Raw genomic sequence first — 25197 nt, 5'->3', positions numbered from 1 at the left:
GTTAAAGCGCACTCACCCGAACCGGCTGGCCACCAAGGCGCAGCATTTGCGACTTCCAAAGATAGGCGGGTGGCTCATCTGAGGTAAGCTCAAACCGTGCTTTGGTGAGAAATACACTTAAGAAGGTAATCAGTTCGAGAAGGGCAAAATGCTTGCCACCGCAAACGCGTGGGCCAATACTGAAAGCCATGGTGTTGCCGTCAGAAATATGTGCGCGATCACCGGTTAAATCAATTTTCCACGGATCCGTGCGTAAGCGTTTGTCATGCTGAATACCGATGAAGGAAACCATCACATTTTGTCCGGCCGGAATGGGCGTTGCATTGATATGATCATCTGCAATCGCATAACGGGCAACAATTGGTGTGGGTGGATAGAGCCGCAATGTTTCCGAGATAAAGCGCGCTAAAGGGGTAAGTGAAGAAAGTGCCTTCCAGCTTTGTTCGTTCGCTTTCCAAAACTGTTGCGCAATTTCTCGTAGTTCTTCCTGCATGGCCGGATAAAGTGCGAGTAAATAACAAGCCCAGCTCATGGTGGCGGCAGATGTCTCGGCGCCTGCTGCCATAAAAGTCATCATTTCATGCTCGAGAACGACACGGTCGGTTTGACGTTGATCGGCTGCAAGCAGGTCTTTTAGGAGTGGTGACCGGATCACGTCCGGACGGCGGAAAAAACCGAGTTGGTGCAAAATTTTACGGCGCAACTCCGGCAGTTGCATGAGCCGCTCACGGTAGAGATCAGTGGTTTTTCCCTGTGGCACAAAGGAATAATCTGAACCAGCTTCCATAAATTCGGCGAGTACGCCCAAATCAATATCTGTATCATCGAGCTTGATGTCGAAGAAATTTTCGACCAGCACTTTGGCAGTCATGGCGCGCATGGTGCCGTCGTCAATATATGTGCTTTTTTCACTTTGTTTAATGAGGGTTTCAACGGCTTCAAGCGCGTAGGACTGCGCAAGTTGAAAGGTGCGCTCGCGGTCAAAACGGCTGAAATAGCTTTGCGTCAGTTCACGCCTGATCGCCCATGGATGGCCGTCTTCCGAAAAACGGGAGGGGCCAAAAACAAGCCGGAACCAAGCCATGTTTTTACGATAATTGGCAGCATTGAGACGCAGAATATGGTCAGCTTCTTCGTGGCGCTGAATGATAAGCACATCCACACCGTTGAAATTGGTGACAACATTCTCGCCGTTTTTATCATGTGCAAGCTGATACAGCTGCTCACATATGGTGGAGGACAGGCTCATTGACATTCTTTTTGCAAAAGTGCAGCCATATCCTGCACGGTTTGCATATCAAGCAAGGCAATCGGATCTGCCTCATGGCCAATGAATTTTTCAGTTTCAAGAACGATCAATTCAAAAGCCAGACTATCAACATCACTTAAAGAACTGATGCTGGCATCATCAGCAATGCTTTCTGCCGGAATAAACAGACAGCCTGCCAAGATGTCTTTGGTGGCTTGCAGATAATCGGTGGTTTTATCAGTCATCTGTTTTTGTCTCACGGGTTGGAAGAGCATGGACTTGGGTGCGCGGATTTTTAAATGAGGCGAAAATCAACAGGTCTACCCGTTTGCCGTTGGGGGCGAGGCATTCATCTTTCAAATGGGCTTCCAGCACAAATCGTGTATTGTTTTTAAAGTTGAACAACATTGCATAATTGCGTGCCAGAATACGGGCGGTGAATTTTTCAATGTCACGCTCGGCGTAAAAATAATCAAGAATAGCATCAATGGTTGCCCATAAGGTGCGTTTACCGCGCTCTGACGTGTCGCCGATGCCGGTTGTAAGGCTTCCGGTTTTATGGGTTCTGTTGACGTCAATCGTATAGAAGCCGATTAAACGGTCATCGCTGCGGTTGAAGATGCCGAGAATGAAATGCAGGTAATTATCAAAGCCGGCAATGAAGGCGCGAAGCTGCGAAAGATTAAAATCAACTTTGCTAAGATTAAGCCCGCGCAGCATGTCTGCACGGTTAAGCCAGCCGAGAAGCTCTTCGCTGGCATCAGTGTCTTTGAGACTTCGCACAATATAATCGCCGCTTTCAATGTAAACGGGGCTGTGCGAAGGTTTGAGTTTAGCTTGCCCCTCATCAAGGTTTGGTAGCGGAACAATGATCGGTTTGATGGCGGTTTTAACGACAGTCATCTTTATGCCTGCCTTTGATTTTGTGATTTGTTGAGGTGTTGATACCAATGCGCATGCGACATTAAAATGAGGCTTGCGGCATCGAGCCAACCTTTTTTAAACCATGCATGGACAGTGTTCGCTGGTAAATCGCGGTAAGCTTTTTCATTTAACATATAGAAGCGTAGAGTCTTGTCCTGACCGTTTTCTGAATGCGTATATTCAAGCTGGCTGACACTCAAAACGCCGGCTTCCTTCAAAGCATTGGCAAAGATTTCTGCTTGTTTCTGGCTGGTATAATGTTGCACGGCGGTGTTGATGATAAGCTGCAACATCTCTGTTGGCTGACCGTCAGCGCTAAAAAGCGCAATCGCATCTGTATGTGTGGTGCATGGCACCATGCGTTGACAATTGGGGTCGAACACAAGTGCAGCTGCATTCTGATCAGATAGTTTTTGCAATGAAAATGGATATAGCCGATGAAGAACCGGTTGATACATCAACTGATTTGCAGGGCTGATACCGGTAATGACTACAGGGGTTATTGTCTCATTGCCAAGAAAGAAAACAGGGTGACTGCGGACAGCCTCAGCGAGTTCAAATAAAGCGATTGGCGCAAAGGAAGAACTAGGTATTTCGGCAGGTTTTTTTACTTGCAGAAGACCATAATGTTTATGCGCTTCTGCACAGAGAGGAATGGACGAATTCAGTATTGACTGGTCAGGATGATGGTCCATTCGTCTCTTATTCCTTCATTTAATTCTATTATTGTAAGAATAATATGGTTAATTTTCCGGCGAAAGATTAGATCGACTTCTTTTTGTTAAGCATTTTATATCATTCAATTTTTTTGAAATAAATCAATAGAAGAAATCAAGTTATGAGCGTTTATTTTGATAGTAAACAATCGTGAAGGCAAAAAATATGAGGTGTGAGGGATTCCTTTTTTAAAAGTTAGATGTAATTTGATTCTATATTTCCACTGATTTGTCTATGGAGCGGGGAGCCTTTAGCGATGCATAATGGGGAACAGTTTTTTAATACTAAGGGTCTGTCCGTCATAAGGCGCGGAAGAAGGTATTTGCTGGCATCAGCTGGACTTGCTTTGATTTCACTCAGTCATGTTTCATCGGTTCAGGCAAATGAGTGGACGGGTGCGGTTAGTAATGATTTTTTTGATCCGAGAAATTGGAGTGATGGCCAAGGGCCGCAAGGAAACAACTCTGTCGTTAATTTTGGCAAGCCTGTTGGCGTGTCTGATGCTAATAATGGAGGTCACGATCTCGAGCTGATTGATCAGGTTGGCGTAGTCGCTGGTGCAGATGCGGATGTTACAATCCATTTTATACCCGAGCATGACAATTGGCGGGAGGTTGGTGTCGGAATTGGCGATAATACTGTTATTGGCAAAGCGGGCGGTAAGGGTAAGCTAAATATTGTTTTTGATGAAATCGCTCTTTCTCGTGTGGATGTTGAAACATTAACCGTTGGTGATGGCCAAGGCAGTAATGGTGAGTTTAATATTATTGGCACTGGCAAGGATGCAGGCCAATTACCACCGGAAGGGCCGGTATATATTTCTGAAGGTGCCCATGTTGAGCCAGCATTTTTACTGAGTATCTATGATATGGCCATTGGTAAAAATGGCGGCACCGGCGTTGTCAATGTGCAGGGCAGTATACTGGGCTTTGAAAATCGCGACAATATTACAATCGGCCAGGGTGCCGGCAGTCATGGTACGGTGAATGTGCTGTCAGGTGGTAAGTTTACCGATGGTACTGTGTGGACAGATGAAGATAGTACGAAGCTGATAGTTGGAACCGGTGGTGGTACTGGTGTCTTTAATGTCGTTGGCAGCGGCTCTGCGAACAGAGGTGATGCACCATTGGCAACTCTGGCTAATGGTTTAACACTAGGTAATGATGCGGGAACAGGCATTGTAAACGTGTTGGGCGGCGGTAAAGTTCACAGCTATGTGAATAGTAGGGTCTTGTCTTGGGGGGAGGATCCTACTGATCCGGCGACTGACTGGAGCGATTATTATACCAAACTTGGAATAAATGGCGGGACAGGTGAGATAAACGTTTCTGGTAAAGGCTCTGTTTGGTATCAGTCAGGTATTACTCTTCAGGATTTGTTTCGTAACATTGATGAGAATGGTCAGGAAATTCCGGATTGGAAACCTGGTAATCTTAGTGATGATTATGAGGATATTGATACCCTTTCAGCTAACCTTTACGTTGGCGAAAGCGGTCATGGTGCACTCAATATTGCTGACGATGGTGTCGTCAGAATTGGTACCGCAACGTTCCGTTATTCTGAACCGCGGGTGAATGATGAGTATGTTTTTGCTTACGCCTTACAAGACCACAAAGCTGATGGTTCGTTGGTATTAGCAAAAGAGGCTGGCGGTGCCGGCACCTTAAACATCGGCGGTAAAGAAGGCGCAGCTGCTACTACGGCCGGCCGATTGATGGCCAAAGATATTGTCTTTGGCGAAGGTACCGGGTTGGTACGTTTTAATCACACCAATACAGACTATGTTTTCGATAAATTTGACGCCAAATTTATGGATGGTCCGTCACGTGCTCAAACCTTGCAATTGAAGGGCAAAGGTACGATTGAGGCGATAAGCGGCCGTACGATTTTTGAAGAAGATCAACTGGAATTTACCGGTAATATAAATATCAAGAATGTTGGTATTTTACAGATCAATAAGGATATATCAGGGGCTGATGTAAAACTTACCGGTGGTATGCTTGAAGGCGTTGGAACTGTTGGGAATGTTGAAAATAGGGGCATCATTGCACCTGGTAAAGCATTTGGTAATAGTGAAGCTTCAATCGGTACGCTGACTGTTAAAGGCAATTATACCGGCAATGGTGGCGGAGTTTTGATCGATGCCGTGTTGGGTGATGACACTTCCAAAGCTGATCGATTAATTATCACTGGCAATACATCAGGCAACTCTACTGTTGCCGTTCGCAACATTGGCGGAAAAGGTGCTGATACAGTAGAAGGTATCAAAATCATCCAAGTGGATGGTCAGTCTGATGGTGAGTTTAAACTGATCGGCAATTATACCCGTCGATCAGTGGGCGTTGTTGTTGCTGGTGCCCATACATATAAATTACATCAAGGCAGTGTTTCAGAGCCGACCAATGGTCATTGGTATCTGCGTTCAGAAACAGAGGATGAAGGTTATCAGGCTGGTATTCCGGTTTATGAAGCCTATCCGCAATTCTTGCTTGGTTTGAATAATCTGCCAACCATGCAGCAACGTGTGGGTAATCGCTACTGGAAAAATGCCGGTAATATGGTGATTGCACAGGGCGCGGATGCGGTTGAAGCTTATGCGCCAGCCCGAGAGGCGGGAAGCTTGACGCAGACCAATGGTGTCTGGGGTCGCATTGAAGGCGCTCACACCAAGATGGAACCGAATACCTCAACGACTGATGCCGATTATGACTTTAATGCCTACAAAATGCAGGCTGGCCTTGATGGCATGGTTTATGAAAATGAACAGGGCAAGCTGATTGCTGGTGGTACTGTTCATTATACCCATGGCCTTGCCAGTATCTGGTCACCTTATGACGCCGATCTTGGTCGTGGCCGTATTAAAACCGATGGCTATGGCTTTGGTGCTACGCTGACATGGGCTGGCGATGACGGCTTCTATGTCGATAATCAGGCACAATTGACATGGTATCGCAGTGATTTGAGCTATGCAGGTGGCAAGTCAGAGCTAAAAGACGGCAAAAATAATGGCTTTGGCTATGCTCTGTCGTCGGAAGTTGGCAAACGCTTTACACTCGATCAACATTGGTCATTAACGCCACAGGCACAGTTGCAATATTCGAATGTTGATTTCAGCGACTTTACCGATGTTTTTGGTGCTGATGTTTCGCGTAAAAAAGGCGATAGTTTGCGTGCTCGTTTGGGCTTGAGTGTTGATTATCAAAACTCGTGGCAGAATGCGCAAGGTATGACCGATCGCAGCTCTGTCTATGGGATTGTTAATCTCTATAATGAATTCCTGAGTGGCACGAAGGTTCGTGTTTCGACAGAAGACTTCATCAATAAGAGCGAACGCTTCTGGGGTGGCATTGGCTTTGGTGGTTCTTACAATTGGGATGATGACAAATATTCGATCTATGGCGAAGGATCGGTCAATACCAGCTTCAAGAACTTCGGCGACAGTTATAACTACCAGGGTACACTTGGTGTGAGAGTGAAGTGGTAGGTTTTAAAACCCGAATTTAGACAGAGTTGAAAGCGGGGCTTTATCAAAAGCCCCGCTTTTTACGTATCCGGTTCTGTTGCCAGCAATTCGGTGCATAATTGATGTGCAATATCTGAAATATCGGGGTTAGTGAGCAGCCAGTAGCCTTTATTGCTGGTCAAGGTAATTTCGCAAGCTGGCACAAGCTGCCCACGTTTGAGGGCACCATCTATCAGGCCTGCCCAACCAAGTGCTACACCTTGATTGGCAACGGCTGCCTCCAGCACAAGGTTATAAGTATTGAAGACCAGACCGGCATGGTCATCGTCAATCTCTTGATGGATCTCGTCGAGCCAGCTTTCCCATGTATACCAACGGTTCCCCTGTAATGTATCCAGATGCAGAAGAGGTGCGCGGCTTAAGCCTTTGCCATGCGGAAAAGGGCCATGCTGGCGCAGAAATTCGCGTGAACATACGGGCGTGACAGCCTCGGTAATAAAGGGAACCGCATTGGCCGGGAAATCTTCACGCCCACCAAATAAAATTGCAATATCGGCTTCTTTGTAATTGTTTACCTGCAACATGGAGGAGGCCGTAATGCGGACATCCACGCTTGGATGTTGAGGGCGGAATTTTGCCACGCGCGGCATCAGCCAAAAGGCTGCAAATCCATAATCTGTTGCAATACGTAAACCCGGTGTGCGCTGCCGTCGTTTGATCTGCTGAAGTGCTTCGTCAATGCCGTCCAGTCCTTGACGAACAGCGCTATAAAGTATGTTGCCTTCCGGCAAAATTTCCACGCCGCGCGCTCGTCTGGCAAAGAGTGCAACGCCTAAACGCTCTTCAAGCCGTTTTATTTGATAGCTGACAGCAGGCTGCGTCATGCCAAGTTCGCGCGCAGCAAGGGTCAGATTTTCTAACCGTCCGACAGCTTCAAAAACACTCAGACTGCCAAGATCCCAAGATGGAGAAGCCATAAATAACCTTTATTTCTATCATAAAAAATCAATGTCTTTTCCCTTATCCTTAAAGATGTTTTCTTTAAAGGCAGAAAGCAAGTCATAACCAAATTTGATTTTGCGTAATCTTTTGAGTGTAAGCCAGACAGGGGAATATGAATGCGCTATCTCAAACTGACAGCACTAGCATTGGCAGGGTTCACAGGCTTGACCGGTGTGGCCGCTGCAGCAGAACCTGCGGCATGTGAAACAATCCGTTTATCGGATCCGGGCTGGACAGACATCACCTCAACAAACTCGGTTGCGAGTGTCTTGCTTGACGGGCTTGGCTATAAAGCTGATGTTAAAACCATGTCTGTGCCGATCGGCTATGAAGCCCTGAAAACCGGCAATATTGACGTATTTTTGGGCAATTGGATGCCTGCACAGCAGAAATTCCGTGATGATCTCGACAGTTCAAAAGCTGCCGAAATTCTGGTTAAAAATCTGGAAGGCGCTAAATTTACGCTAGCCGTTCCTGATTATGTCGCGCAGGAAGGCATCAAAGATTTTGCTGACTTAAATGCCCATGCGGATAAATTCAGTAAAGAAATTTACGGCATTGAACCGGGCGCACCGGCTAATCAAAACATCGAAAAAATTCTTGCCAATAAAGATTTGAAGCTGGACGGCTGGAAGCTTGTTGAATCAAGTGAACAGGCGATGCTGGCTCAGGTTGAACGCAAGAATAAAAACAAGCAGTGGGTTGTTTTTCTGGCGTGGGCACCGCACCCGATGAACAACAAGCTGAATATTGAATATCTTACCGGTGGCGATGATTATTTCGGCCCTAATTATGGTGGAGCAGAAGTTTATACGCTGTCGCGTACCGGTTGGGCAGAACAATGCCCTAATGCGGCCAATTTTTTCAAACAGCTGACTTTCACAGTTGATATGGAAAATGAGTTGATGGATAAAATCCTCAATGACGGCACGGAAGGCAAAGCGGCCGCTAAAACATGGCTGAAAGCACATCCGGATGTTCTCGATAAATGGCTTGATGGCGTTACCACTTTTAAAGGTGAGCCAGGTGCGGCAGCGGTAAAGGCTAAACTCGGCCTTTAAACTGTGCTATAGAACTTTGTAACAGGCGGGCATTTCTGATGTCCGCCGTTTTACATTATACTTACTCGTTACTGATGGTTTTAGCTCGATGAAAAAGCCGAATATTCTTGTTTTGATGGTGGATCAGCTCAACGGCACATTCTTTCCGGATGGTCCTGCGGATTTCTTGTATGCGCCGCATTTGCGCAAGCTTGCTGAACGCTCTGTGCGTTTTGCCAATTGTTATACGGCAAGCCCGCTTTGTGCGCCGGCACGCGCTTCATTTATGTCGGGGCAATTGCCATCACGCACAGGCGTTTATGATAATGCCGCGGAGTTCTCGTCAGAAATTCCGACCTATGCACATCATTTGCGTAATGCTGGTTATCAGACCGCTTTGTCGGGCAAGATGCATTTTGTCGGTCCTGATCAGCTGCACGGTTTTGAGCAGCGCTTGACCACCGATATTTATCCGGCAGATTTTGGCTGGACACCGGATTATCGAAAGCCTGGTGAGCGCATTGATTGGTGGTATCATAATCTGGGCTCAATTACCGGCGCAGGAACGGCTGAAATTACCAACCAGCTCGAATATGATGATGAAGTGGCATATCAGGCAGAAGCCAAGCTTTATGATCTGGCACGCGGACATGATGAGCGCCCGTGGTGCTTGACGGTGAGCTTTACCCATCCGCATGACCCTTATGTGGCGCGCAAACGGTTTTATGATCTTTATACGGATATTCCGCAGCTTGATCCGAAAATTGAACCATTAAAACCGGAAGATATTGATCCGCATAGCGAGCGTTTGCATCGCGCTTGCAAGGCCGAAGATTATGCTTTGAGCGCAGAGCAGATCAGAGCAGCTCGACAGGCTTATTTTGCCAATATTTCCTATGTGGATGAGAAAATCGGCAATCTGCTTGATGTGCTTGAGCGCTGTGACATGAGCGAAAATACATTGATTGTATTTACATCAGATCATGGCGATATGCTGGGTGAACGCGGTTTGTGGTTCAAAATGAACTTTTTTGAAGGTTCTGCGCGTGTGCCACTGATGATCGCGGCTCCGCAGCTCAAAGCAGTATTGGTTGAGGAGGCCGTCTCTACCTTGGACGTGCTGCCGACACTGTCGGATCTGGCGGGTATTGATCTTCACGGCATTATGCCTTGGACAGATGGCATGTCGCTTGTGCCTGTTGCCAAGGGTGAGGCTCAACGTGGCGTGGTGCCGATGGAATATGCGGCTGAAGGTACAATCGCGCCTATGGTTTCATTGCGTGAGGGGGATTGGAAACTGAACCTTTGCCGTGCTGATCCACCACAATTGTTTAATTTGCACAATGATCCGGATGAGTTGGATAATCTGGCAGGCCAAGCCGATTATCAGGAGGATTTGGCAAGTCTGATGAAACTTGCAGAAGAGCGCTGGAATCTCGAGCTTTATGACGCACAAGTGCGTGCCAGTCAGGCACGCCGTCATGTAGTTTATCCGGCATTGCGTAATGGGGCTTATTATCCTTGGGATTATCAGCCGCTGCAAAAAGCATCCGAGCGCTATATGCGCAATCATATGGACTTAAACGTGCTGGAAGAAAATCAGCGCTTCCCGCGCTGATTGTTTATAGTGGCTCAGGCTTCGTGACAAAACTCTAGTTACGAAGCCTGTAGCTTTTCTTATGCTTGTTTATGTCTGTTCTGCCAGAGCTTTTTCGCAATTGTGTGACAGGTGTTGAAAGACTCGCTTGGTTTTAAGGTCATCAATCCCAATGCCGCAGTGGCGGTGATGACTGTCTCCAACCTGTCATCGATCGCAGTACCTTGCCAGATAGCATACCAATATTCAAAAGAGTCCATCGCTATGCGTGGATGAATGGTGGGCTCTTCCAGTGCTGGAATGTGAATATCCGCACTTTCTGCTTCTGTTAGATTTAATATAACGGTGTCTCTAAACGGGAAAAATTCAGCCACATCTCTGTTGCCGCTTAGAATATTCAATTTACGTAGTGGATTTTTATGAAGAGCGGATTTTTTTTGTCTGTTGAGCATCAGGTTGATCGTATCACGATGGAGTTCGCGATAGGCGGGGCGAGAGACACCCAACAGGCTGGAATGCGCTTGCAGCGGGTTGATCAGATGTACACAGTCACCAACCGGTGAACGTGTGGCAAAAAGCGGATAGAGAGCATTCAGCGCCGCCAAATGCGGCGCAAAGGCGGGAAGCGGTAAATAAACAATGTTGCTGCTGCTCAGATGCTCACTTGCTTGGCGAATATTGAGTGCGATTGGTATATGCAATGCGCGTGCCGCTTTTTCAATTTTACCACTTGTATCTCCGGTTCCGTTATTACCATGCAGAGCGATTTTATAGCCTGCTTGTGCAAGCAATTTGGCTGCTTGCATAAACCATGGTGCACGTTGTGAATTGGGTGAGAGATAGGCTGGCCAATCAAGATCGGCACGCTGAATATTGGGATCATTTAAACCGTAATGATGACGGATGGCATAAATCATACCTGCAAGTTCTTGTGCAGACGTGCCACGATAATGGATCAGACTTAAGAAGCTGCCGAGCTGAATTGGGTCAATTTTCTCTTCTAAAATAAGAGAAAATGCCTCCTCCGCCTCTTCAATGGATAAGGGGCGGCTATTGCCGCTGCCACGGCCGATAATGCCAAGAAAACGTGAAAACCGGATGACGGGATCATTATGATGTGTAAGGTCAACCAGTTGCTGTGCCAGCTGTTGAGGGGATGGTTGACCATCCAGCAGGGGTTTCCTGAGTGATAATGGCGGCGCTGTTAAAAGCGCCTGAGAGCGCCATGCATCACAAGCAATAGTGTTGTCTTGTTTGTGCTCCGGTTTTAGGAGGTTTTCGGCTTCCGCGGAAAGCGCGCGTAAACGCAGGCGCAGAGCTTCGGCTTTCGGTGTCGGCAGCATGCGGCGGCCTGAACGAATGAAGATCGGATCATCAAAAGCTTCACGGATTTGCGTAAGCATACGGCTCATTGCAGGTGCGCTTAAACCCATTTGAGCTGCTGCTTTTTGGACACTCCCTTCCACGAGTAATGTGTCCAGTGCAACCAGTAATCTCAGCTGCCCGAGGTGTGAGGAGGGCAAAGTGCTGTTGTTATTGTCTTCACCCACAGTGCTAATCCTTTGCAAGTGAAACAGTTTTCAAATTCTTGAGGTATGTACGCGGATACTGAATAGTCAATTGCAAAAAGCTGATGTTGAAATAAGTTTGAATCATGGCAATTGACCTCTGCATGCGCTCCCAATTAAGAGGAGTTAATAACTCATATTTATGACAGAGAGCAATTGAAATGACCAGAGTGGGACATAAAACTGCAACGACGCCTGCTTCGCAATTATTGAATCCGATGAAGTTGCGCCATTTTTCGTGGCTTGCCTGCGGGACAATTTTGGCCGGTACTTTGTTGTCTCTATCTGTTACCGCACAAGCGCAGACAGCTAAAAAGAAGCCTGCACTGACGGAAGAAGAAATTGCTCAGTCGTTGTCAAGCGGTAGCGGTATCCTGCTGGATCAGATCGTTGTGACTGCAACCGGCTTTGAGCAGAATGTGAAAGATGCTCCTGCCAGCATCACGGTTGTGCCGCAGGACGAAATTAAAAAAGGTTCATTCCGTAACCTGACCGATGCTCTGGCGAGTGTGCAGGGGGTGAGTGTTACTGGTGGTGCGAATAGCCAAGATATTATGATGCGCGGTTTGCCGGGCGCATATACACTAATTTTGGTGGACGGTAAGCGTCAGAGCACAAGAGATGCTCGCACGAATAGTAATATTTCTGGTCTTGAACAGAGCTTTGTTCCGCCAGCTTCAGCGATTGAACGTATTGAAGTTGTGCGTGGACCAATGTCGTCGCTTTATGGTTCTGATGCGATGGGTGGTGTTATTAATATCATCACGAAGAAAGTTGCCGATGAATGGCATGGTGAAGTGACTGTTGATGGTACTTTACAAAAATCAGACTATGGTAATAGTGGTCAGGTTTCATTTTACGCGAGTGGTCCTTTGGTAAAGGAAGTTGCCGGTCTTCAATTGTGGGGACGTGGTATGAAGCGTAATGAAGACAAGTTTATTGACGGGGTTCATGAACAGCGTGACGGTGACTTGAGTGGTAAACTGACCCTTACACCAAATGAAGATCATGATATTATTTTTGAAGGTGGTGTAACGCGTGCGCGTCGTGAAGCCAATCCGGATTATACCCAAGCAGCAGGCACACATAAGAGCTATAACTACAATGATCGTAAACATTGGTCTGTAACTCATGTCGGTCGTTGGGGGCCAACAACCTCTGAGTTCTCTTTCCAGCAAGAGTGGGCAAAGCGTACAAGTTGGGGCTGGGATGATAAGAAGCTAGCCATAACTGAGAGTACAAGAATTCCAGAAATCCGTAACTCTGTTTTAGACGGAAAGTTTACAACCCCCTTTGAATTTTATGGTCAGCACACACTTGTTACAGGTGGTCAATATTTTGATGCTCACCTGACGGATCAAAATCCAGGGTATAAAAATATTCTTGGCAAAGAGGTGAATGAGACTTTTAACATTCGTCAGTGGGCATTATTTGCGGAAGATGAATGGTGGATCACTCCTGATTTCTCGCTGACTGGTGGTTTGCGTATGGATGATCATGAAGTCTACGGTTCTCATTTATCTCCACGAGCCTATGCTGTTTGGCACGCGACCGAACAAGTAACCCTGAAAGGCGGTATTTCTACAGGTTTTAAAGCTCCTGATATTCGCACAATTGCACCAGGCTATGCTTATACGACTGGTGGCGGTGGCTGTAGCTATGAGGGCAAAACTTGTGGTGTCATCATTGGCGATGAAAGCCTGAAGGCTGAAAAGAGCACGAGCTATGAATTTAGCGCTCTTTGGGACAATCAGGATGGACTGCAGCTTGGTGCAACTTATTTCTATACTGATTTTAAGGACAAAATCAGTAATAGAATGGAAACTGACAGTAATGGTAATCCACTTTTTTGGGATAAAGACCCTAATTATCGTTTGTGGAAAAATTATAATATCGACAATGCCGTTATGCAGGGTGTTGAACTGACTGCAAACTGGGAAGTTACCGATGATATTCGTATGCGTGCGAGCTATACCTATACCCATTCACGTCAGAAAGGTGGCGATTTTGATGGGCTGCCTTTGACACGTACACCAGAGCATATGGCTAATATTCGTGCGGACTGGACAACACCTGTAGAAGGTCTCTCTGCATGGACTGCAGCTAATTATCACGGTTCTGAAATTAATGCAGGCGCACGTGTAGGTACGAATGGTAAGCCATATTCAAATGGGAAAAATGGTAAGCCAAATGCTTATAAGTATAATGCTTATATGACTTTTGATATTGGCGCGACTTACGACTTTAGCGAACATGTGACGCTCAATGCAGCTGTTTATAATATGTTTGACAAGAAGGTTGGTGTTGATGATTTCAATACATCTGTTGATGGTCGTCGTCTTTGGGTTGGAATGACATCTAAATTCTGATTGTCGTTCATTGAAGCATGAAAAAGCCCTTGGCAGTCTCTGCCAAGGGCTTTTTTTATTGGACTATCAAACTTAATATACGAGTTCGGTATATGTATGATCTATTGCGATAGTGTTTTTTGGTTTAGTAGATTGAATTGGTGCTGAGCGTTTACGTAATGAAGTTTCCCATAATTCCGGTTTTTCAAACACATCCATTTCAAGAAAAAAGAAACCGTGCGCCAATAAATAGCGTGACAGTGAACCAAGCGAATTAAGTATTAAGTCTCTGTCTTTGGCCAAGATGACGCGAGCCGTCGGCATATGTCCGCGTTTTTTAGGCCTTAAAACAACCGGAAAAATCTCACCATCGCGTTCAATCGTTAAAACATGGCACCCCAGATCAATATGATCTTCCAGTATTTTTGTGGTCTCAGCAGAAAATGAACTTGTTTTTTTCGGGTTGAACTTACGAATTTTCGCCATTCTAAATGGTCGGATAGCACTGGCTACCAATGGTATGACCAGTAAACCGATTGCTGAGTTTACAAAGCCTAAATGCTGATTGATTTTGCGCATTGAGGCGGACGCAGTGACATCGACATAGTCGATATCTTTTTCCGTCATAACTTTGCGCAAAAATAATGAAGCCATCCATGTAAACTTGGGCTTAATATAAAAAGCAGCAAAATTGACTGTATTAATGGGTTCTTGCTCATAAATGGAGCGCGTGAAGGGCAGGGCCAAGGTAATACCGATATCGCCATCATTGTTGGAGGCGATATAACCAATTTGGGAATGTCCAAATTGGTTCGCATAATGGAACATTTTCAATAAACGCTTTTTCATATGCTCTTTCGAGATGCTGCCAAAGCCTTCTTGTAGTAACTCTGTCGCCTGATCCAGCTCGTCCATTTCAATTGCGCGTATTTTCATATTTCAGACCTATGACGATAGAAAAAGCAGGTGTTAGTTCTTGCGGGAGGCCAGAAAATTTTCCAGCGCTTGCAGGCTGTCGATATGATTGATGTCGAAATCTTCATCAGCCAGATCAATATTAAAATCTGTTTCTAACTGGGTCAGAATTTGCACTGCTGCCAGTGAATCGAGCATGCCGGATGAAAAGAGCGCCTGATCATCAGTAACATTATGGATGTTATAAGTTGCCAGAACGCCGAGAATGTATGTTTTGATTTGTTGAAATTCTGATGCAGACATAGATATTTTACTCATTTTTTTAGAAGATTGATTAGTGAATTATAGTTGTTCAAGCAGTTGTTTGCGGTCAATTTTACCGTTGATATTGACCGGCAGTGTGTCCCGGAGATGAACAGTTTCCGGCACCATATAGCGGGGTAAACTGTCAAGTAGAGCTGTTTTGATAGTCTCTTCTGTCAAGCCGCTTGTGCAGAAGGCCACCAGCCCCTGTGCAGAATTTTCAATGATCGGCCATGCAACCACGGCGACCATTTCGCTTTGGGCTGCTTTTCTTAAATGCGCCTCAACTTCTTCCAGTTCGACGCGATTGCCTTTGAGCTTGATCTGATTGTCGGTGCGACCAAGATGATGAAAAACACCATTTTCATCACGCATGCCTAAGTCGCCGGTCAGATACCAGCGTTGACCGTCAATATCACGGAAGCGATCGGTTTGACTGCTATTGGCGTAGTTGAAGTAGCCCTCAGCTAGCTGGGGGCCACTTAGTGCAATTTCACCTGCTTGGCCGGAACCCAATATTTGCTGGTTTTCGTCAAAAATCTCAACCTGCATCGTGCTGTATGGCGTGCCAATGGCGATAATATCACGCCCCTCAGTCACAACCGGCGTGGCTTCTACGCGCTGACGCAGGCAAATAACCGTACCTTCTGTCGGGCCATAAATATTGTCAATAATGCCATTGGGAGCGGCTTGCGCCCAAGCTTCAACCGTGGCGAGCGGCAATGGTTCACCGCAGAAGATTGAGAGCCGCAGGGTTGGCAGGCTATCTACCTTCAATGCGCCGCTTTTGCGCATCATGGCTGCAAGGGTAGGCACTGACATCCAAACGGTAATGGAACGCTCGCGGATAAAGCGGCTTGGTGCCAGCATTTCAAGTGCTGAGAAGATATGCAACGATGCGCCTGCATCGACACATAAAAACAAATTATGCACACTGAGATCAAAAGTAACATCACATGTTTCAGCCATGTGGTCTTCTGGCGTGAGTGCTGTCCATGATCGGCTTTGATCTAAATAGCTTTTGAGCGAACCGGCTGAAATCATTACACCTTTTGGCATGCCTGTGGTGCCGGAGGTGAAGAGAATATAAGCTAAATCTTTTGAGCCAACTTGCGCAGGCGCGATGAGATTTTCAGCCTTTACATCGGCAAATGCAACGAGCAACTGGCTGTCGCGCGCTGCATTTAAATTTTGAGTGCTGACGGAAACAATTAGATCGGGAGCGGCCTTTAAAACATCTGGCGTTAACAGGCTTAAACCTTGCTTGTCGACAATCAGAACATCCAGATCCAATGCTTCGAGCAATTGGATGATACGCTGTTCCGGCCATTTTAAATTAAGTGGAACATAGGTGGCTCCGGCGTAACCGGCTGCCAGAATTCCGATATAGGCTTCAGGGCTTTTGGTGCCGAGAATGCCCACTTTCTTTGGCTTTTTGTGCTCTGTCATAAAGCTTGCCAAGTCGACAACAAGCTTGTGCATTTCGCCGTAAGTCAGATGTGTTGACCGGTCAGAATAGAATAAATTGCTGCTATTCTTTTGAGTTGTCTCAAGGAAATTGAGCGTAATGTTATAATTATCTGACATATTCCGTCGCAATCTTCAGAAAATGGGCTGTATGACAGCTCTATCTATCACAATTATTTGATTTCTATTCCTTAAACGAATAATTTTTATTTCCAACAAGATTATCCCAAAGCACCGCGCTTCGCCCTTATTTATGGAGCTGTCGCTTTGATCCTATCTTTAAATGTAATAATTTTATAAAAATGCCATTGTCTGTTGGTTTAAACAGACAATGGCAAATAATGGTCATATAACAGCTTTTATGTCTTACTGCGCGTTGGTCATGCGCATTGGTTCAAGCAATTCTGCTGCCAATGCCGGATCCAGGCCTTCCGCAATTGCTGCTTCTTTAACGCTGACACCGTCATTGAGTGCTGATTTTGCAATGCGGATCGCTGCATCATAGCCCATTACCGGCACCAGAGCGGTGGCCAAGGTGGTGCAGGTTTCAGCCATGGTGCGGCAAGCCTCAACATTGGCTTCGATACCGTCAACGCATTTTTCAACCAGATTGCGCGACGCATTGGAAAGCAGCTGAATCGACGTCAGAATATTGTAAGCAATCAAAGGCTCAAAAGCGTTCAGCTGATACTGGCCAGCTTCGGCAGCCATGGTAACCGCCACATCAAGGCCGATAACCTGAAAGCAAACCTGATTGACGGATTCCGGAATAACCGGATTAACTTTACCTGGCATAATGGATGAGCCAGGCTGCTGTGCAGGCAGCTTGATTTCGCCAATGCCGCCGCGTGGGCCGCTCGACATCAGGCGCAGATCATTGCTGACTTTAGAAAGTTTTGATGCAATGCGCTTCAAAACGCTGGAATAGCTGATGAATGCGCCCATATCCCAGCTGGCTGCAATCATGTCTTTGGCCGGTGTCATTTCAACGCCGCTGAATTGACGCAAATGTTCAAAGGACACATCAATATAGGCTTGTGAGGCGTTAATGCAGGTGCCGATGGCCGTGCCGCCGAGATTAACTTCGGTGAGCTGTTTCATGGCATCTTTCAGACGAAGGATGTCATCTTTGAAAATTGTGGCGAATGCGTTGAATTCCTGCCCCAAGGTCATTGGAACAGCATCCTGCAATTGGGTTCTGCCAAGCTTGACGTGGTTTTTGAATTCGGCCGCTTTTTTCTCAAAAGAGGCAATCAGAATATCAAGCGCATTGAGCAAGTCCTGACTGCTCAGGATCATCGAAAGCTTCACCGATGTCGGATACATGTCATTGGTGGATTGCGAACGGTTGATGTCTTCATTCGGATGAATGACGTCATAAGAACCGTGCGGCAGGCCAAGATGTTCAAGTGCGCGGTTGGCGATCACTTCATTGGCGTTCATATTGGTGGATGTGCCGGCACCGCCCTGAAAAACATCAACGACAAAATCATCGTTCAATGCACCGCTGATTACATCATCACAGGCAAGGCAAATTGCATCATATTGCTGCTTGGTGAGGCTGCCCTCGGCATAGTTACCGGCCGCGGCTGCTTTTTTGACAATACCAAAAGCTTTAACGAGGCTTGGAAACTGGCCAATGCTCACACCGGAAATCGGAAAATTCTCCAACGCTCGAACCGTCTGAATCCCATAGCGTAAGTGTAACGGAATATCCATTTCACCGAGCATATCGTGCTCTGTTCTCATTTCTAGCGCAGGGGAATTCAGGTCTTGAGCCATTCTGGTATCCGTTTCAATCGTATGTCAGCAATAGAACGCAAACGAATGCGTATCTTTTAGTGGTTAATCCTGTCGAGCATGAGGCGAACATTTGCGCACAATTGTTCTTATACGTTTTGGAAGACTTCCCATCGGCCTGCCGAGACGTTCGCCATGATTGCAGTTTGTTATTTAATCAGACAGTGGGAATAGCGCCATGCTGCCGAAAATGCAATTGTTTGCGAGAAAAACAGGTAACAAAATGCATAAATTTCTTATAAAAAATGTATTTTGTTGCGGGAGAATGAGTCGTTTCTAGTTTTAGTTGAATTTAGGCGAAGAAAAAATCTTTTTCTCGCGTAAAGATGTAGTTCTTTTTTGTTCTGTTTTTTTGCAAAAACACATGGATAAAAAGAAAAAACCGCATGAATCAGATGCGGTTATTTTCTTCGAAATATATGAGTAAAGTTTAAAATAATTAGTTTTCAGGTGTAAAAACCGCGCCGGAAATCATATCACGGCCACCGGCTTTACTTAAATAGAGCTGTTGATCGGCATGGTTGATCCAGTCGGAAGAGGTCATGCCATGCGCAGCCATGGCCGAGGCAACCCCCATGCTGATGGTAAGGAACGGGCTGATCGATGAACCGGAATGCGGGATATTGAGTGCCTGCACTTGGTTTTTAATATTCTGCGCCATTTTCATGGCTGCTTCAAAATTGGTTCCTGGTAAAATACAAGCAAATTCTTCACCGCCATAACGCGCAACCGTATTATCAGAACGGTGCATGGCGCGGGTGAGGGCGGAGGCCACCATAATCAGGCAGCGATCACCTTCGGGATGGCCATAAGTGTCATTGAAGGATTTGAAGAAATCAATGTCGAGCAAAATGACTGATAACCAATCTTTGGTTTCTGCCAAAGCGGTGACTTCGGTTTTGATCGTTTCTTCTAGGTGGCGGCGGTTGCTCAGGCCTGTGAGCGCGTCGGTGACAGCCATTTGTGCAAGCTGATCGCGTAGGCGTTTTAATTCAATGTGATTGGCAACGCGTGCGCGCAGTACCACCGGCTGAATAGGTTTGGTGATATAATCAATCGCGCCCAGTGAAAGCCCACGCACTTCGGCATCCTGATCAGTGAGGCCGGTGGTAAAAATCACCGGCACATCAGCCAAAAGACGTTCGGATTTGATACGCTCGCACACATCATAACCATCAATACCCGGCATCATGACATCAAGGAGAATGAGGTCAGGCAGAACAGTACGCGCAACCTCAATCGCTTGCTCGCCAGAGGTGGCAAAACAAATCTCGTAAGTGTCTTCCAACACTGCATTCATGATTTCGATATTGGTGATTTCGTCATCAACGATGAGGATGACAGCGCGATTGTTCATAATGACTTGTCCGTCTCCGTTGATAACAACTGATCCAGCGCCACAAGGGCCTGTTCATAATCTAGTTTGTCGATCGCCTGTTTTACAGGGAGGAGCGGCATAACATTGGTCGTTGTGTTCAGTTTTCCTGCCAGTTCTTCAAAACTGCTGCGAGCCCGCAAACTGCGTTTGACCAGCAATTCACGTAAAATAGCAGTTTCATTGATGACATCGTCGAAATTCAGACCAGCAGATTTAAAGGTTGCATTTTTTGGCTGTGCCGGTTGCAAACTTGCTGCTGCCTCAAGGGCGGGTTTAATAGATGTCGCAAGCTGGTCAAGCAGGTTTTCAGTATTGCTCAGATCCTGCGCAGCATAAGCCAATTCCAGCTGATGCGCAGCGCGGGAAACATCCGCCAGTTCCAATGAGGCGGCAACACCTTTTAATGTATGTGCCTGACGGCGTGCGCCTTCCATGTCGTTGACCTGTTGTTTGTCTTTCAGTTCTTTGACGACATGTTCAAAGCTATCAGCAAAGTTGATAATGAGCTTGCGTAATAATTTACGTTTACCGTTGACCCGCACAAGCGCTGTTGCAATGTCGAACGGGTGAAGATGATCCGGCAAGGTTTCATCGACTTGTGCGGGAGTTGATGTTGCTGTTTGTGCCGGCGTTGCTTGAGTTGTGTCTGCGTGCAGCCACTTATCCAGCGTTTGCACCAGCAATTGCGGGTCAATCGGCTTGGATACATGATCGTTCATGCCAGCCTTAAAGCATTTATTGCGCTCTTCTTCATAAGCATGCGCGGTCAGTGCGATAATCGGCAAGCGGTCAGCGCTGATGGTGCGGCGGATTGTTTTGGTGGCTTCAATGCCGTCCATCACCGGCATCTGCACATCCATCAAAATGGCATGATATTTATCCGGATTGGCTTTAACCATTTCAACGGCAATAAGACCATTATCTGCCGTATCAACACTTAAACCGGCATCCATGAGCAATTCCGCGGCAATTTCCTGATTGATGGCATTATCTTCCACCAACAGCACCTGCTTGCCTTGGGCATGATTGGAAACTCTTGGCGTGTCCGGCAACTGGTCGTCATCATCGGTTTTTTGTTCACGGAACAGATCGATGATTGTGCTGAGTAGTACAGTTTCCTCAATCGGCTTGGTCAGGAAATTGGTAACGCCGGATTGCTCTGCTTCTTGCTCAAATTGTTCGCGTCCGTAAGCACTGATCAAAATGACATGCGGGAACTGATTGATTTGCGCATCGGAATGCATGACTTTCAGCGTATTCAGACCATCCATGCCCGGCATTTTCCAGTCGAGCAGCAAAAGATCATAAGGCGTGTGACTGTTTTGGTGGTTAACTAATGCACCGATGACTTCTTCACCGGAGGCAACCAGATCAATTTTCATCGACCATGAAGCAAAGATGCTTTGCAGAATTTCACGCGAAGCCGGATTGTCATCTGCCACAAGCACACGCAAGGCCTGAATATGTTCCGGCACATCGGTCACGTCGCGTTTATCATTTTCGGCTGAGTCGAAAACCACATTGAAAGTAAATGTGCTGCCTTCATTGGCTACACTTTTCACTTCAATTTTGCCGGACATCTGCTCAACAATCTGCTTGCTGATGATGAGGCCAAGGCCGGTGCCGCCAAAACGGCGTGTGGTTGAACTATCGGCTTGCGTAAACGAGGTGAAGAGGTTTTTCTGCTGTTCTTCGGTAAGGCCGATGCCGGTGTCGGTGACGGAAACAGCGATGTTTACTTTTTCATTTGCTGGTTGGGTGAGTTTTACTTCAACCGTCACACTGCCATTTTCGCTGAATTTGATGGCATTGCTGAGAATATTCATCAAAACCTGATTGAAGCGCAGTTCATCGCCGATTACTTTGTGCGGGATATCCGGCGCAAACAGCGTTTTTAAGCGCACATTCTTTGCATCTGCCTCATTGGTAACCAGAAAAATCTGATTGTCGACAGCATTGCGGATGTTGAAAGAGCGGCGCTCAAGTGTCAACTTTCCGGCTTCGTTTTTGGAAAAATCAAGAATATCGTTAATCAGGCGCAAGAGCGATGAGCCCGCGCCACTGATTTTTGACATATAATCGCGCTGTTTGTCGGTCAGATCTGTGCGCATGATCAGATGACAAAAGCCGAGAATAGCATTCATCGGCGTGCGGATTTCATGGCTCATATTGGCAAGGAAAATGCCTTTGGCTTCATAGGCGGCTTCAGCTGCTTTTGAGCGTTCTTCCAATACATCGTTTTGCGCTTCAATTTCATTGCGCATCACTTCATTTCGATGGAAGCTCTCCACCAGCATATTGCAGAACCAGATCAACACTGTGGACTGGAATGCAACAATAACACCATGCAAAATAACGCGATTGAAGTTACCGCCATTTGGAAACACCAGATAAGGCAGCATGAAGTTGAGCATAAGATGGTGAATGACAACAGTTACAGCTGCCAGAATAATCACGCGGCGGTCGCACCAAGCAATAGTAAGCGCCAGCATGGCAAAGAAGTACATATGTACATCCATTTGCCAGTCATGACCACGCAACAAATAAAGAAAGATGATCGGTTCACCCATAAGGGCAACTGCCGAAATATAGCGGGTGCTCTCGGCGATGCCGTTTTTATACCATGAAATGTGATAAACTGCGGCCAGCACTGCGGCGGCAATCAGCGCACCATAGGGGGCTTTATCCAGCGCATAAGCGGTGAGCAATATAACCGGCAGATGCAGCCATAATAAAAAGACCAGAAATCTGCTGAACTTTGTGCGTAATCTATCAAGTTCACCGTTCATTTAAGCACCGTAAGTTTCGCCAAAACTAATGCAGCCACCAAGTTCTAATGGCTCGAAAACAAGCCATGCGCCCGCTTCGTAAATCTTGCTGACAAAATCGTCTTCATCAGAATAGACAAGCGCAATGCCTGTTTTATCATTGATAGAGATGATTTCGCCATTTGCCTGCCCAACCATGGCAAGCGTTTCGCCTAGATCAGACCACATCGGCAACACTACGCCATACTGATAATTCACACCGGTGGGAGTGAGCATCGCGCCTAAAAGAGCGATGACGCCAACGGCCATCAGGCAAAGTGCTGCTCTTAAATCACGAAAACGAAAAGGCGGGTGAATATTCTTGGACATGGTACGACTTTTTATAATTGGTCAGGAATTTTAGGGACTTCATCACATAAAATGCAAAAATTTACCAGACATCAGCAAAAATATTATAGTGACAATTATTTAATGAGAGAGCCTTAACCGCGCAAAATTGCATCCGATTGTTTTCATTAAACGATTTAAATCGGTTTGTTTGTCCAATCCTTGTCCTATTTGCACATTAATGGCATCACCGTTAACCTGCGGACACAACAAAATGCTATTTGACAATATGAGAGCAGTCTCATAGATGGCCGTCAAACGGGCAATGACTAAGGTGGAACCTATGTATTTGAACCTGCGCTACACGGTATTTGCTGCTGTCGCGTTACTCACTTTCCTGCTGTTGATAGCCGGCGTGTTTCACAGTTATTGGTGGTGGATCGGACTTCCTGTCTTTGGTGGTCTAACACTCGTTGGAATTTATGACGTCATCCAGATAAAACATGCGGTTTTGCGCAATTATCCAATTCTTGGACATATGCGTTATATTCTGGAGAGTATTCGTCCTGAAATCCGTCAATATATGATTGAAAGTGATAAGGATGAGGTTCCTTTCAGCCGTCAGGATCGCGGTCTTGTTTATCAGCGTTCCAAGGGTGAAGAAGATAAGCGTCCTTTCGGTACAATCGAGAATGTTTATAGCTCCGGCTATGCATGGCTGACACATTCAACAGCACCGGTCAAAAACGTCGATACAGACTTCCGTGTGCATATTGGCGGCTCACAATGTACGCAACCTTATGATGCCAGTCTTTATAATATCTCGGCGATGAGTTTTGGCGCTTTGTCTGCCAATGCCATTTCCGCACTTAATATTGGTGCGCGTAAGGGGAAATTTGCTCATGACACCGGCGAGGGTGGTATCAGTCGTTATCATCGCCAAGGGGGCGGTGATCTGATTTATCAAATTGCATCCGGTTATTTTGGCTGCCGCAATGATGATGGAAGTTTTTCACCTGAAAAATTTGCCAAGACCGCCGCTGACCCGCAAATCAAAATGATTGAGCTGAAACTCAGTCAGGGTGCAAAGCCTGGTCATGGCGGTATGTTGCCAGGGCCTAAGGTAACAGAAGAAATTGCCGAGGCGCGCGGTATTCCGATTGGTATCGATTGTATTTCGCCGCCAGCACATAGCACATTCTCAACACCTCTCGGTCTGATGGAGTTCATCGGCCAGTTGCGTCAATTATCAAACGGCAAGCCGGTGGGCTTTAAGCTTTGTATCGGTCATCGCCGCGAATTCATGTCGATTGTTAAGGCTATGCTGAAAACCGGTATTATCCCTGATTTTATCGTCGTTGACGGTAAAGAGGGCGGAACCGGTGCAGCGCCTGTCGAATTTGCCAATCGCGTTGGTATGCCGATGCTGGAAGGTTTGACCTTCGTGCATAATACTTTGCGCGGTGCAGGGATTCGCGACCAGGTCAAAATTGGTGCGGCTGGTAAGATTATCACTGCTTTTGATATTGCGCGTGCTTTTGCTCTGGGAGCTGATTGGTGTAACTCGGCGCGTGGCTTCATGTTTGCTATTGGCTGTATTCAGGCACAAGCCTGTCACACCAATAAATGTCCGGTGGGAATCGCGACACAAGATCCTTTGCGTCAGCGTGCCATTGATGTTGGTGATAAAAGTGACCGAGTCGCGCGTTTCCATCGCAACACAATGCATGCTTTGGGTGAGATTGCCGGTGCCGCTGGCCTGACCGATCCGCGCGATTTCATGCCTTATCACTTCATGTTCCGTCAAAACGACAATAAATTCCTCGATGGCAATGAAGTTTATCCATATTTGCCGGACGGATTCTTGCTGCTGGAAGACGAAATCGAAGAATTATCCGACTGGTATAGCCGTTGGGAGCGCGCTTCGGCCGAAAGTTTTGCCCCGCCAACGATTCCACATGGCCCCTTTGCTAAGCGAGTCGCCGTTACGAAATAGTCTTTTTCAAAAGTGATCAGATAGCTAAGCCGCCCGTAAACCATTTACGGGCGGTTTTTATTTGCGGTTTCAGTGCAAACATATTGCTATAAGATAGGCTTGAAGTGGTGTTTTCACACTTTATATATAGAGAGCAGAATTTAGCGGATGAATATGCCTGATTCAGGTTGCACATCTGGCGCAGGGTTACAATTCAGTTAATTTCTTATGTTTTCCCTGTTGAAAAGAATTTTGCATTTTTTGTTAGATTGTCGTTGACAGTTTTAGATTGGTTGCCCTATAAGGCGAACAACGAGGGCGGCGGCGCTGCTAGCGGCAGGAAGCTTCGTCCTTAA

18 protein-coding genes are annotated in these 25197 nt (G+C 46.4%); 5 read left to right on the top strand and 13 right to left on the bottom strand.

Going from position 1 to position 25197, the window contains the following annotated elements:
- Position 1: 1 nt before the first annotated feature.
- From ABDZ76_RS13345 to ABDZ76_RS13330, 4 genes are read right to left on the bottom strand one after another with little or no spacing between them, the layout of a single operon-like run.
- Positions 2-1249, bottom strand: coding sequence for a cytochrome P450 (locus ABDZ76_RS13345; protein WP_343806325.1), 1248 nt, complete (start codon positions 1247-1249; stop codon positions 2-4).
- Positions 1246-1494 (bottom strand): phosphopantetheine-binding protein, encoded by a 249-nt coding sequence (locus tag ABDZ76_RS13340; RefSeq protein ID WP_343806323.1) that lies wholly within the window; start codon positions 1492-1494, stop codon positions 1246-1248. The genes ABDZ76_RS13345 and ABDZ76_RS13340 overlap by 4 nt, the downstream gene beginning before the upstream one ends.
- Positions 1487-2152: a GNAT family N-acetyltransferase gene (locus ABDZ76_RS13335; protein WP_343806321.1), complete on the bottom strand. Its 666-nt coding sequence runs from the start codon at positions 2150-2152 to the stop codon at positions 1487-1489. The genes ABDZ76_RS13340 and ABDZ76_RS13335 overlap by 8 nt, the downstream gene beginning before the upstream one ends.
- Before the next feature lie 2 nt (positions 2153-2154).
- Entirely contained in the window at positions 2155-2868 is a 714-nt protein-coding gene (locus ABDZ76_RS13330) for a SapC family protein (RefSeq protein ID WP_343806319.1), read from the bottom strand.
- A gap of 344 nt (positions 2869-3212) precedes the next feature.
- Here ABDZ76_RS13330 and ABDZ76_RS13325 point away from each other — a divergent pair, with 344 nt between their 5' ends.
- Positions 3213-6374 carry an autotransporter family protein gene (locus ABDZ76_RS13325; protein WP_343806317.1) on the top strand — a complete coding sequence of 1054 codons (3162 nt, stop codon included), beginning with the start codon at positions 3213-3215 and terminating at the stop codon, positions 6372-6374.
- A gap of 59 nt (positions 6375-6433) precedes the next feature.
- On the opposite strand, the gene ABDZ76_RS13320 is transcribed toward ABDZ76_RS13325, so the two are convergent.
- Positions 6434-7330, bottom strand: a complete 897-nt coding sequence (locus ABDZ76_RS13320; protein ID WP_343806315.1) for a LysR substrate-binding domain-containing protein — start codon at positions 7328-7330, stop codon at positions 6434-6436.
- A gap of 141 nt (positions 7331-7471) precedes the next feature.
- On the opposite strand from ABDZ76_RS13320, the gene choX reads away from it, so the two are divergent.
- Complete coding sequence (gene choX / locus ABDZ76_RS13315) at positions 7472-8416, top strand: choline ABC transporter substrate-binding protein (protein ID WP_343806313.1); 945 nt, start codon at positions 7472-7474, stop codon at positions 8414-8416.
- Positions 8417-8504: 88 nt separating this feature from the next.
- The gene (betC, locus tag ABDZ76_RS13310) at positions 8505-10013 is read left to right on the top strand and encodes a choline-sulfatase (RefSeq protein ID WP_343806311.1); all 1509 of its coding nucleotides are present in this window, start codon (positions 8505-8507) and stop codon (positions 10011-10013) included.
- Positions 10014-10072: 59 nt separating this feature from the next.
- Here the strand turns inward: betC and ABDZ76_RS13305 are convergent, their stop codons facing one another.
- Positions 10073-11542, bottom strand: a complete 1470-nt coding sequence (locus ABDZ76_RS13305) for a glycosyl transferase family protein (protein WP_343806309.1) — start codon at positions 11540-11542, stop codon at positions 10073-10075.
- 236 nt (positions 11543-11778) lie between these two features.
- Here ABDZ76_RS13305 and ABDZ76_RS13300 point away from each other — a divergent pair, with 236 nt between their 5' ends.
- On the top strand, positions 11779-13929 hold the full coding sequence (locus ABDZ76_RS13300; RefSeq protein WP_343806505.1) for a TonB-dependent receptor domain-containing protein: 2151 nt from the start codon (positions 11779-11781) through the stop codon (positions 13927-13929).
- A 72-nt stretch (positions 13930-14001) separates the two neighbouring features.
- Here the strand turns inward: ABDZ76_RS13300 and ABDZ76_RS13295 are convergent, their stop codons facing one another.
- The 7 genes from ABDZ76_RS13295 to ABDZ76_RS13265 all read right to left on the bottom strand — a co-directional run bounded on the left by ABDZ76_RS13295 (position 14002) and on the right by ABDZ76_RS13265 (position 22908).
- Positions 14002-14844: a hypothetical protein gene (locus tag ABDZ76_RS13295; RefSeq protein ID WP_343806307.1), complete on the bottom strand. Its 843-nt coding sequence runs from the start codon at positions 14842-14844 to the stop codon at positions 14002-14004.
- A 33-nt stretch (positions 14845-14877) separates the two neighbouring features.
- A complete protein-coding gene (locus ABDZ76_RS13290; protein WP_343806305.1) occupies positions 14878-15126 on the bottom strand; it encodes an acyl carrier protein in 249 nt (82 codons plus the stop codon).
- A 39-nt stretch (positions 15127-15165) separates the two neighbouring features.
- On the bottom strand, positions 15166-16713 hold the full coding sequence (locus ABDZ76_RS13285; protein ID WP_343806303.1) for an AMP-binding protein: 1548 nt from the start codon (positions 16711-16713) through the stop codon (positions 15166-15168).
- Positions 16714-16959: 246 nt separating this feature from the next.
- Complete coding sequence (locus tag ABDZ76_RS13280; RefSeq protein WP_343806301.1) at positions 16960-18375, bottom strand: aspartate ammonia-lyase; 1416 nt, start codon at positions 18373-18375, stop codon at positions 16960-16962.
- A 457-nt stretch (positions 18376-18832) separates the two neighbouring features.
- Positions 18833-19750 carry a GGDEF domain-containing response regulator gene (locus ABDZ76_RS13275; protein WP_343806299.1) on the bottom strand — a complete coding sequence of 306 codons (918 nt, stop codon included), beginning with the start codon at positions 19748-19750 and terminating at the stop codon, positions 18833-18835.
- On the bottom strand, positions 19747-22560 hold the full coding sequence (locus tag ABDZ76_RS13270; protein ID WP_343806297.1) for a hybrid sensor histidine kinase/response regulator: 2814 nt from the start codon (positions 22558-22560) through the stop codon (positions 19747-19749). The genes ABDZ76_RS13275 and ABDZ76_RS13270 overlap by 4 nt, the downstream gene beginning before the upstream one ends.
- Positions 22561-22908, bottom strand: coding sequence for a hypothetical protein (locus tag ABDZ76_RS13265; RefSeq protein WP_343806295.1), 348 nt, complete (start codon positions 22906-22908; stop codon positions 22561-22563).
- Positions 22909-23209: 301 nt separating this feature from the next.
- Between ABDZ76_RS13265 and ABDZ76_RS13260 the strand changes: the two genes are divergently transcribed.
- Positions 23210-24862: an FMN-binding glutamate synthase family protein gene (locus ABDZ76_RS13260; protein WP_343806293.1), complete on the top strand. Its 1653-nt coding sequence runs from the start codon at positions 23210-23212 to the stop codon at positions 24860-24862.
- The last annotated feature ends 335 nt before the right edge of the window (positions 24863-25197 follow it).

Origin of the sequence: Paenochrobactrum glaciei, from assembly GCF_039522165.1 — a bacterium.
Lineage (GTDB): Bacteria > Pseudomonadota > Alphaproteobacteria > Rhizobiales > Rhizobiaceae > Paenochrobactrum > Paenochrobactrum glaciei.
The sequence above is the reverse complement of the archived record's forward strand: the minus strand, read 5'-3'. Positions and strand labels throughout refer to the sequence as shown.

Bases quoted from the DNA above. Each gene is read 5' to 3' on its own strand.
- ABDZ76_RS13345 (WP_343806325.1), bottom strand. From the start codon at position 1,249: ATGAGCCTGTCCTCCACCATATGTGAGCAGCTGTATCAGCTTGCACAT.
- ABDZ76_RS13340 (WP_343806323.1), bottom strand. From the start codon at position 1,494: ATGACTGATAAAACCACCGATTATCTGCAAGCCACCAAAGACATCTTG.
- ABDZ76_RS13335 (WP_343806321.1), bottom strand. From the start codon at position 2,152: ATGACTGTCGTTAAAACCGCCATCAAACCGATCATTGTTCCGCTACCA.
- ABDZ76_RS13330 (WP_343806319.1), bottom strand. From the start codon at position 2,868: ATGGACCATCATCCTGACCAGTCAATACTGAATTCGTCCATTCCTCTC.
- ABDZ76_RS13320 (WP_343806315.1), bottom strand. From the start codon at position 7,330: ATGGCTTCTCCATCTTGGGATCTTGGCAGTCTGAGTGTTTTTGAAGCT.
- choX (WP_343806313.1), top strand. From the start codon at position 7,472: ATGCGCTATCTCAAACTGACAGCACTAGCATTGGCAGGGTTCACAGGC.
- betC (WP_343806311.1), top strand. From the start codon at position 8,505: ATGAAAAAGCCGAATATTCTTGTTTTGATGGTGGATCAGCTCAACGGC.
- ABDZ76_RS13300 (WP_343806505.1), top strand. From the start codon at position 11,779: ATGAAGTTGCGCCATTTTTCGTGGCTTGCCTGCGGGACAATTTTGGCC.
- ABDZ76_RS13295 (WP_343806307.1), bottom strand. From the start codon at position 14,844: ATGAAAATACGCGCAATTGAAATGGACGAGCTGGATCAGGCGACAGAG.
- ABDZ76_RS13290 (WP_343806305.1), bottom strand. From the start codon at position 15,126: ATGTCTGCATCAGAATTTCAACAAATCAAAACATACATTCTCGGCGTT.
- ABDZ76_RS13285 (WP_343806303.1), bottom strand. From the start codon at position 16,713: ATGTCAGATAATTATAACATTACGCTCAATTTCCTTGAGACAACTCAA.
- ABDZ76_RS13280 (WP_343806301.1), bottom strand. From the start codon at position 18,375: ATGGCTCAAGACCTGAATTCCCCTGCGCTAGAAATGAGAACAGAGCAC.
- ABDZ76_RS13275 (WP_343806299.1), bottom strand. From the start codon at position 19,750: ATGAACAATCGCGCTGTCATCCTCATCGTTGATGACGAAATCACCAAT.
- ABDZ76_RS13270 (WP_343806297.1), bottom strand. From the start codon at position 22,560: ATGAACGGTGAACTTGATAGATTACGCACAAAGTTCAGCAGATTTCTG.
- ABDZ76_RS13265 (WP_343806295.1), bottom strand. From the start codon at position 22,908: ATGTCCAAGAATATTCACCCGCCTTTTCGTTTTCGTGATTTAAGAGCA.
- ABDZ76_RS13260 (WP_343806293.1), top strand. From the start codon at position 23,210: ATGTATTTGAACCTGCGCTACACGGTATTTGCTGCTGTCGCGTTACTC.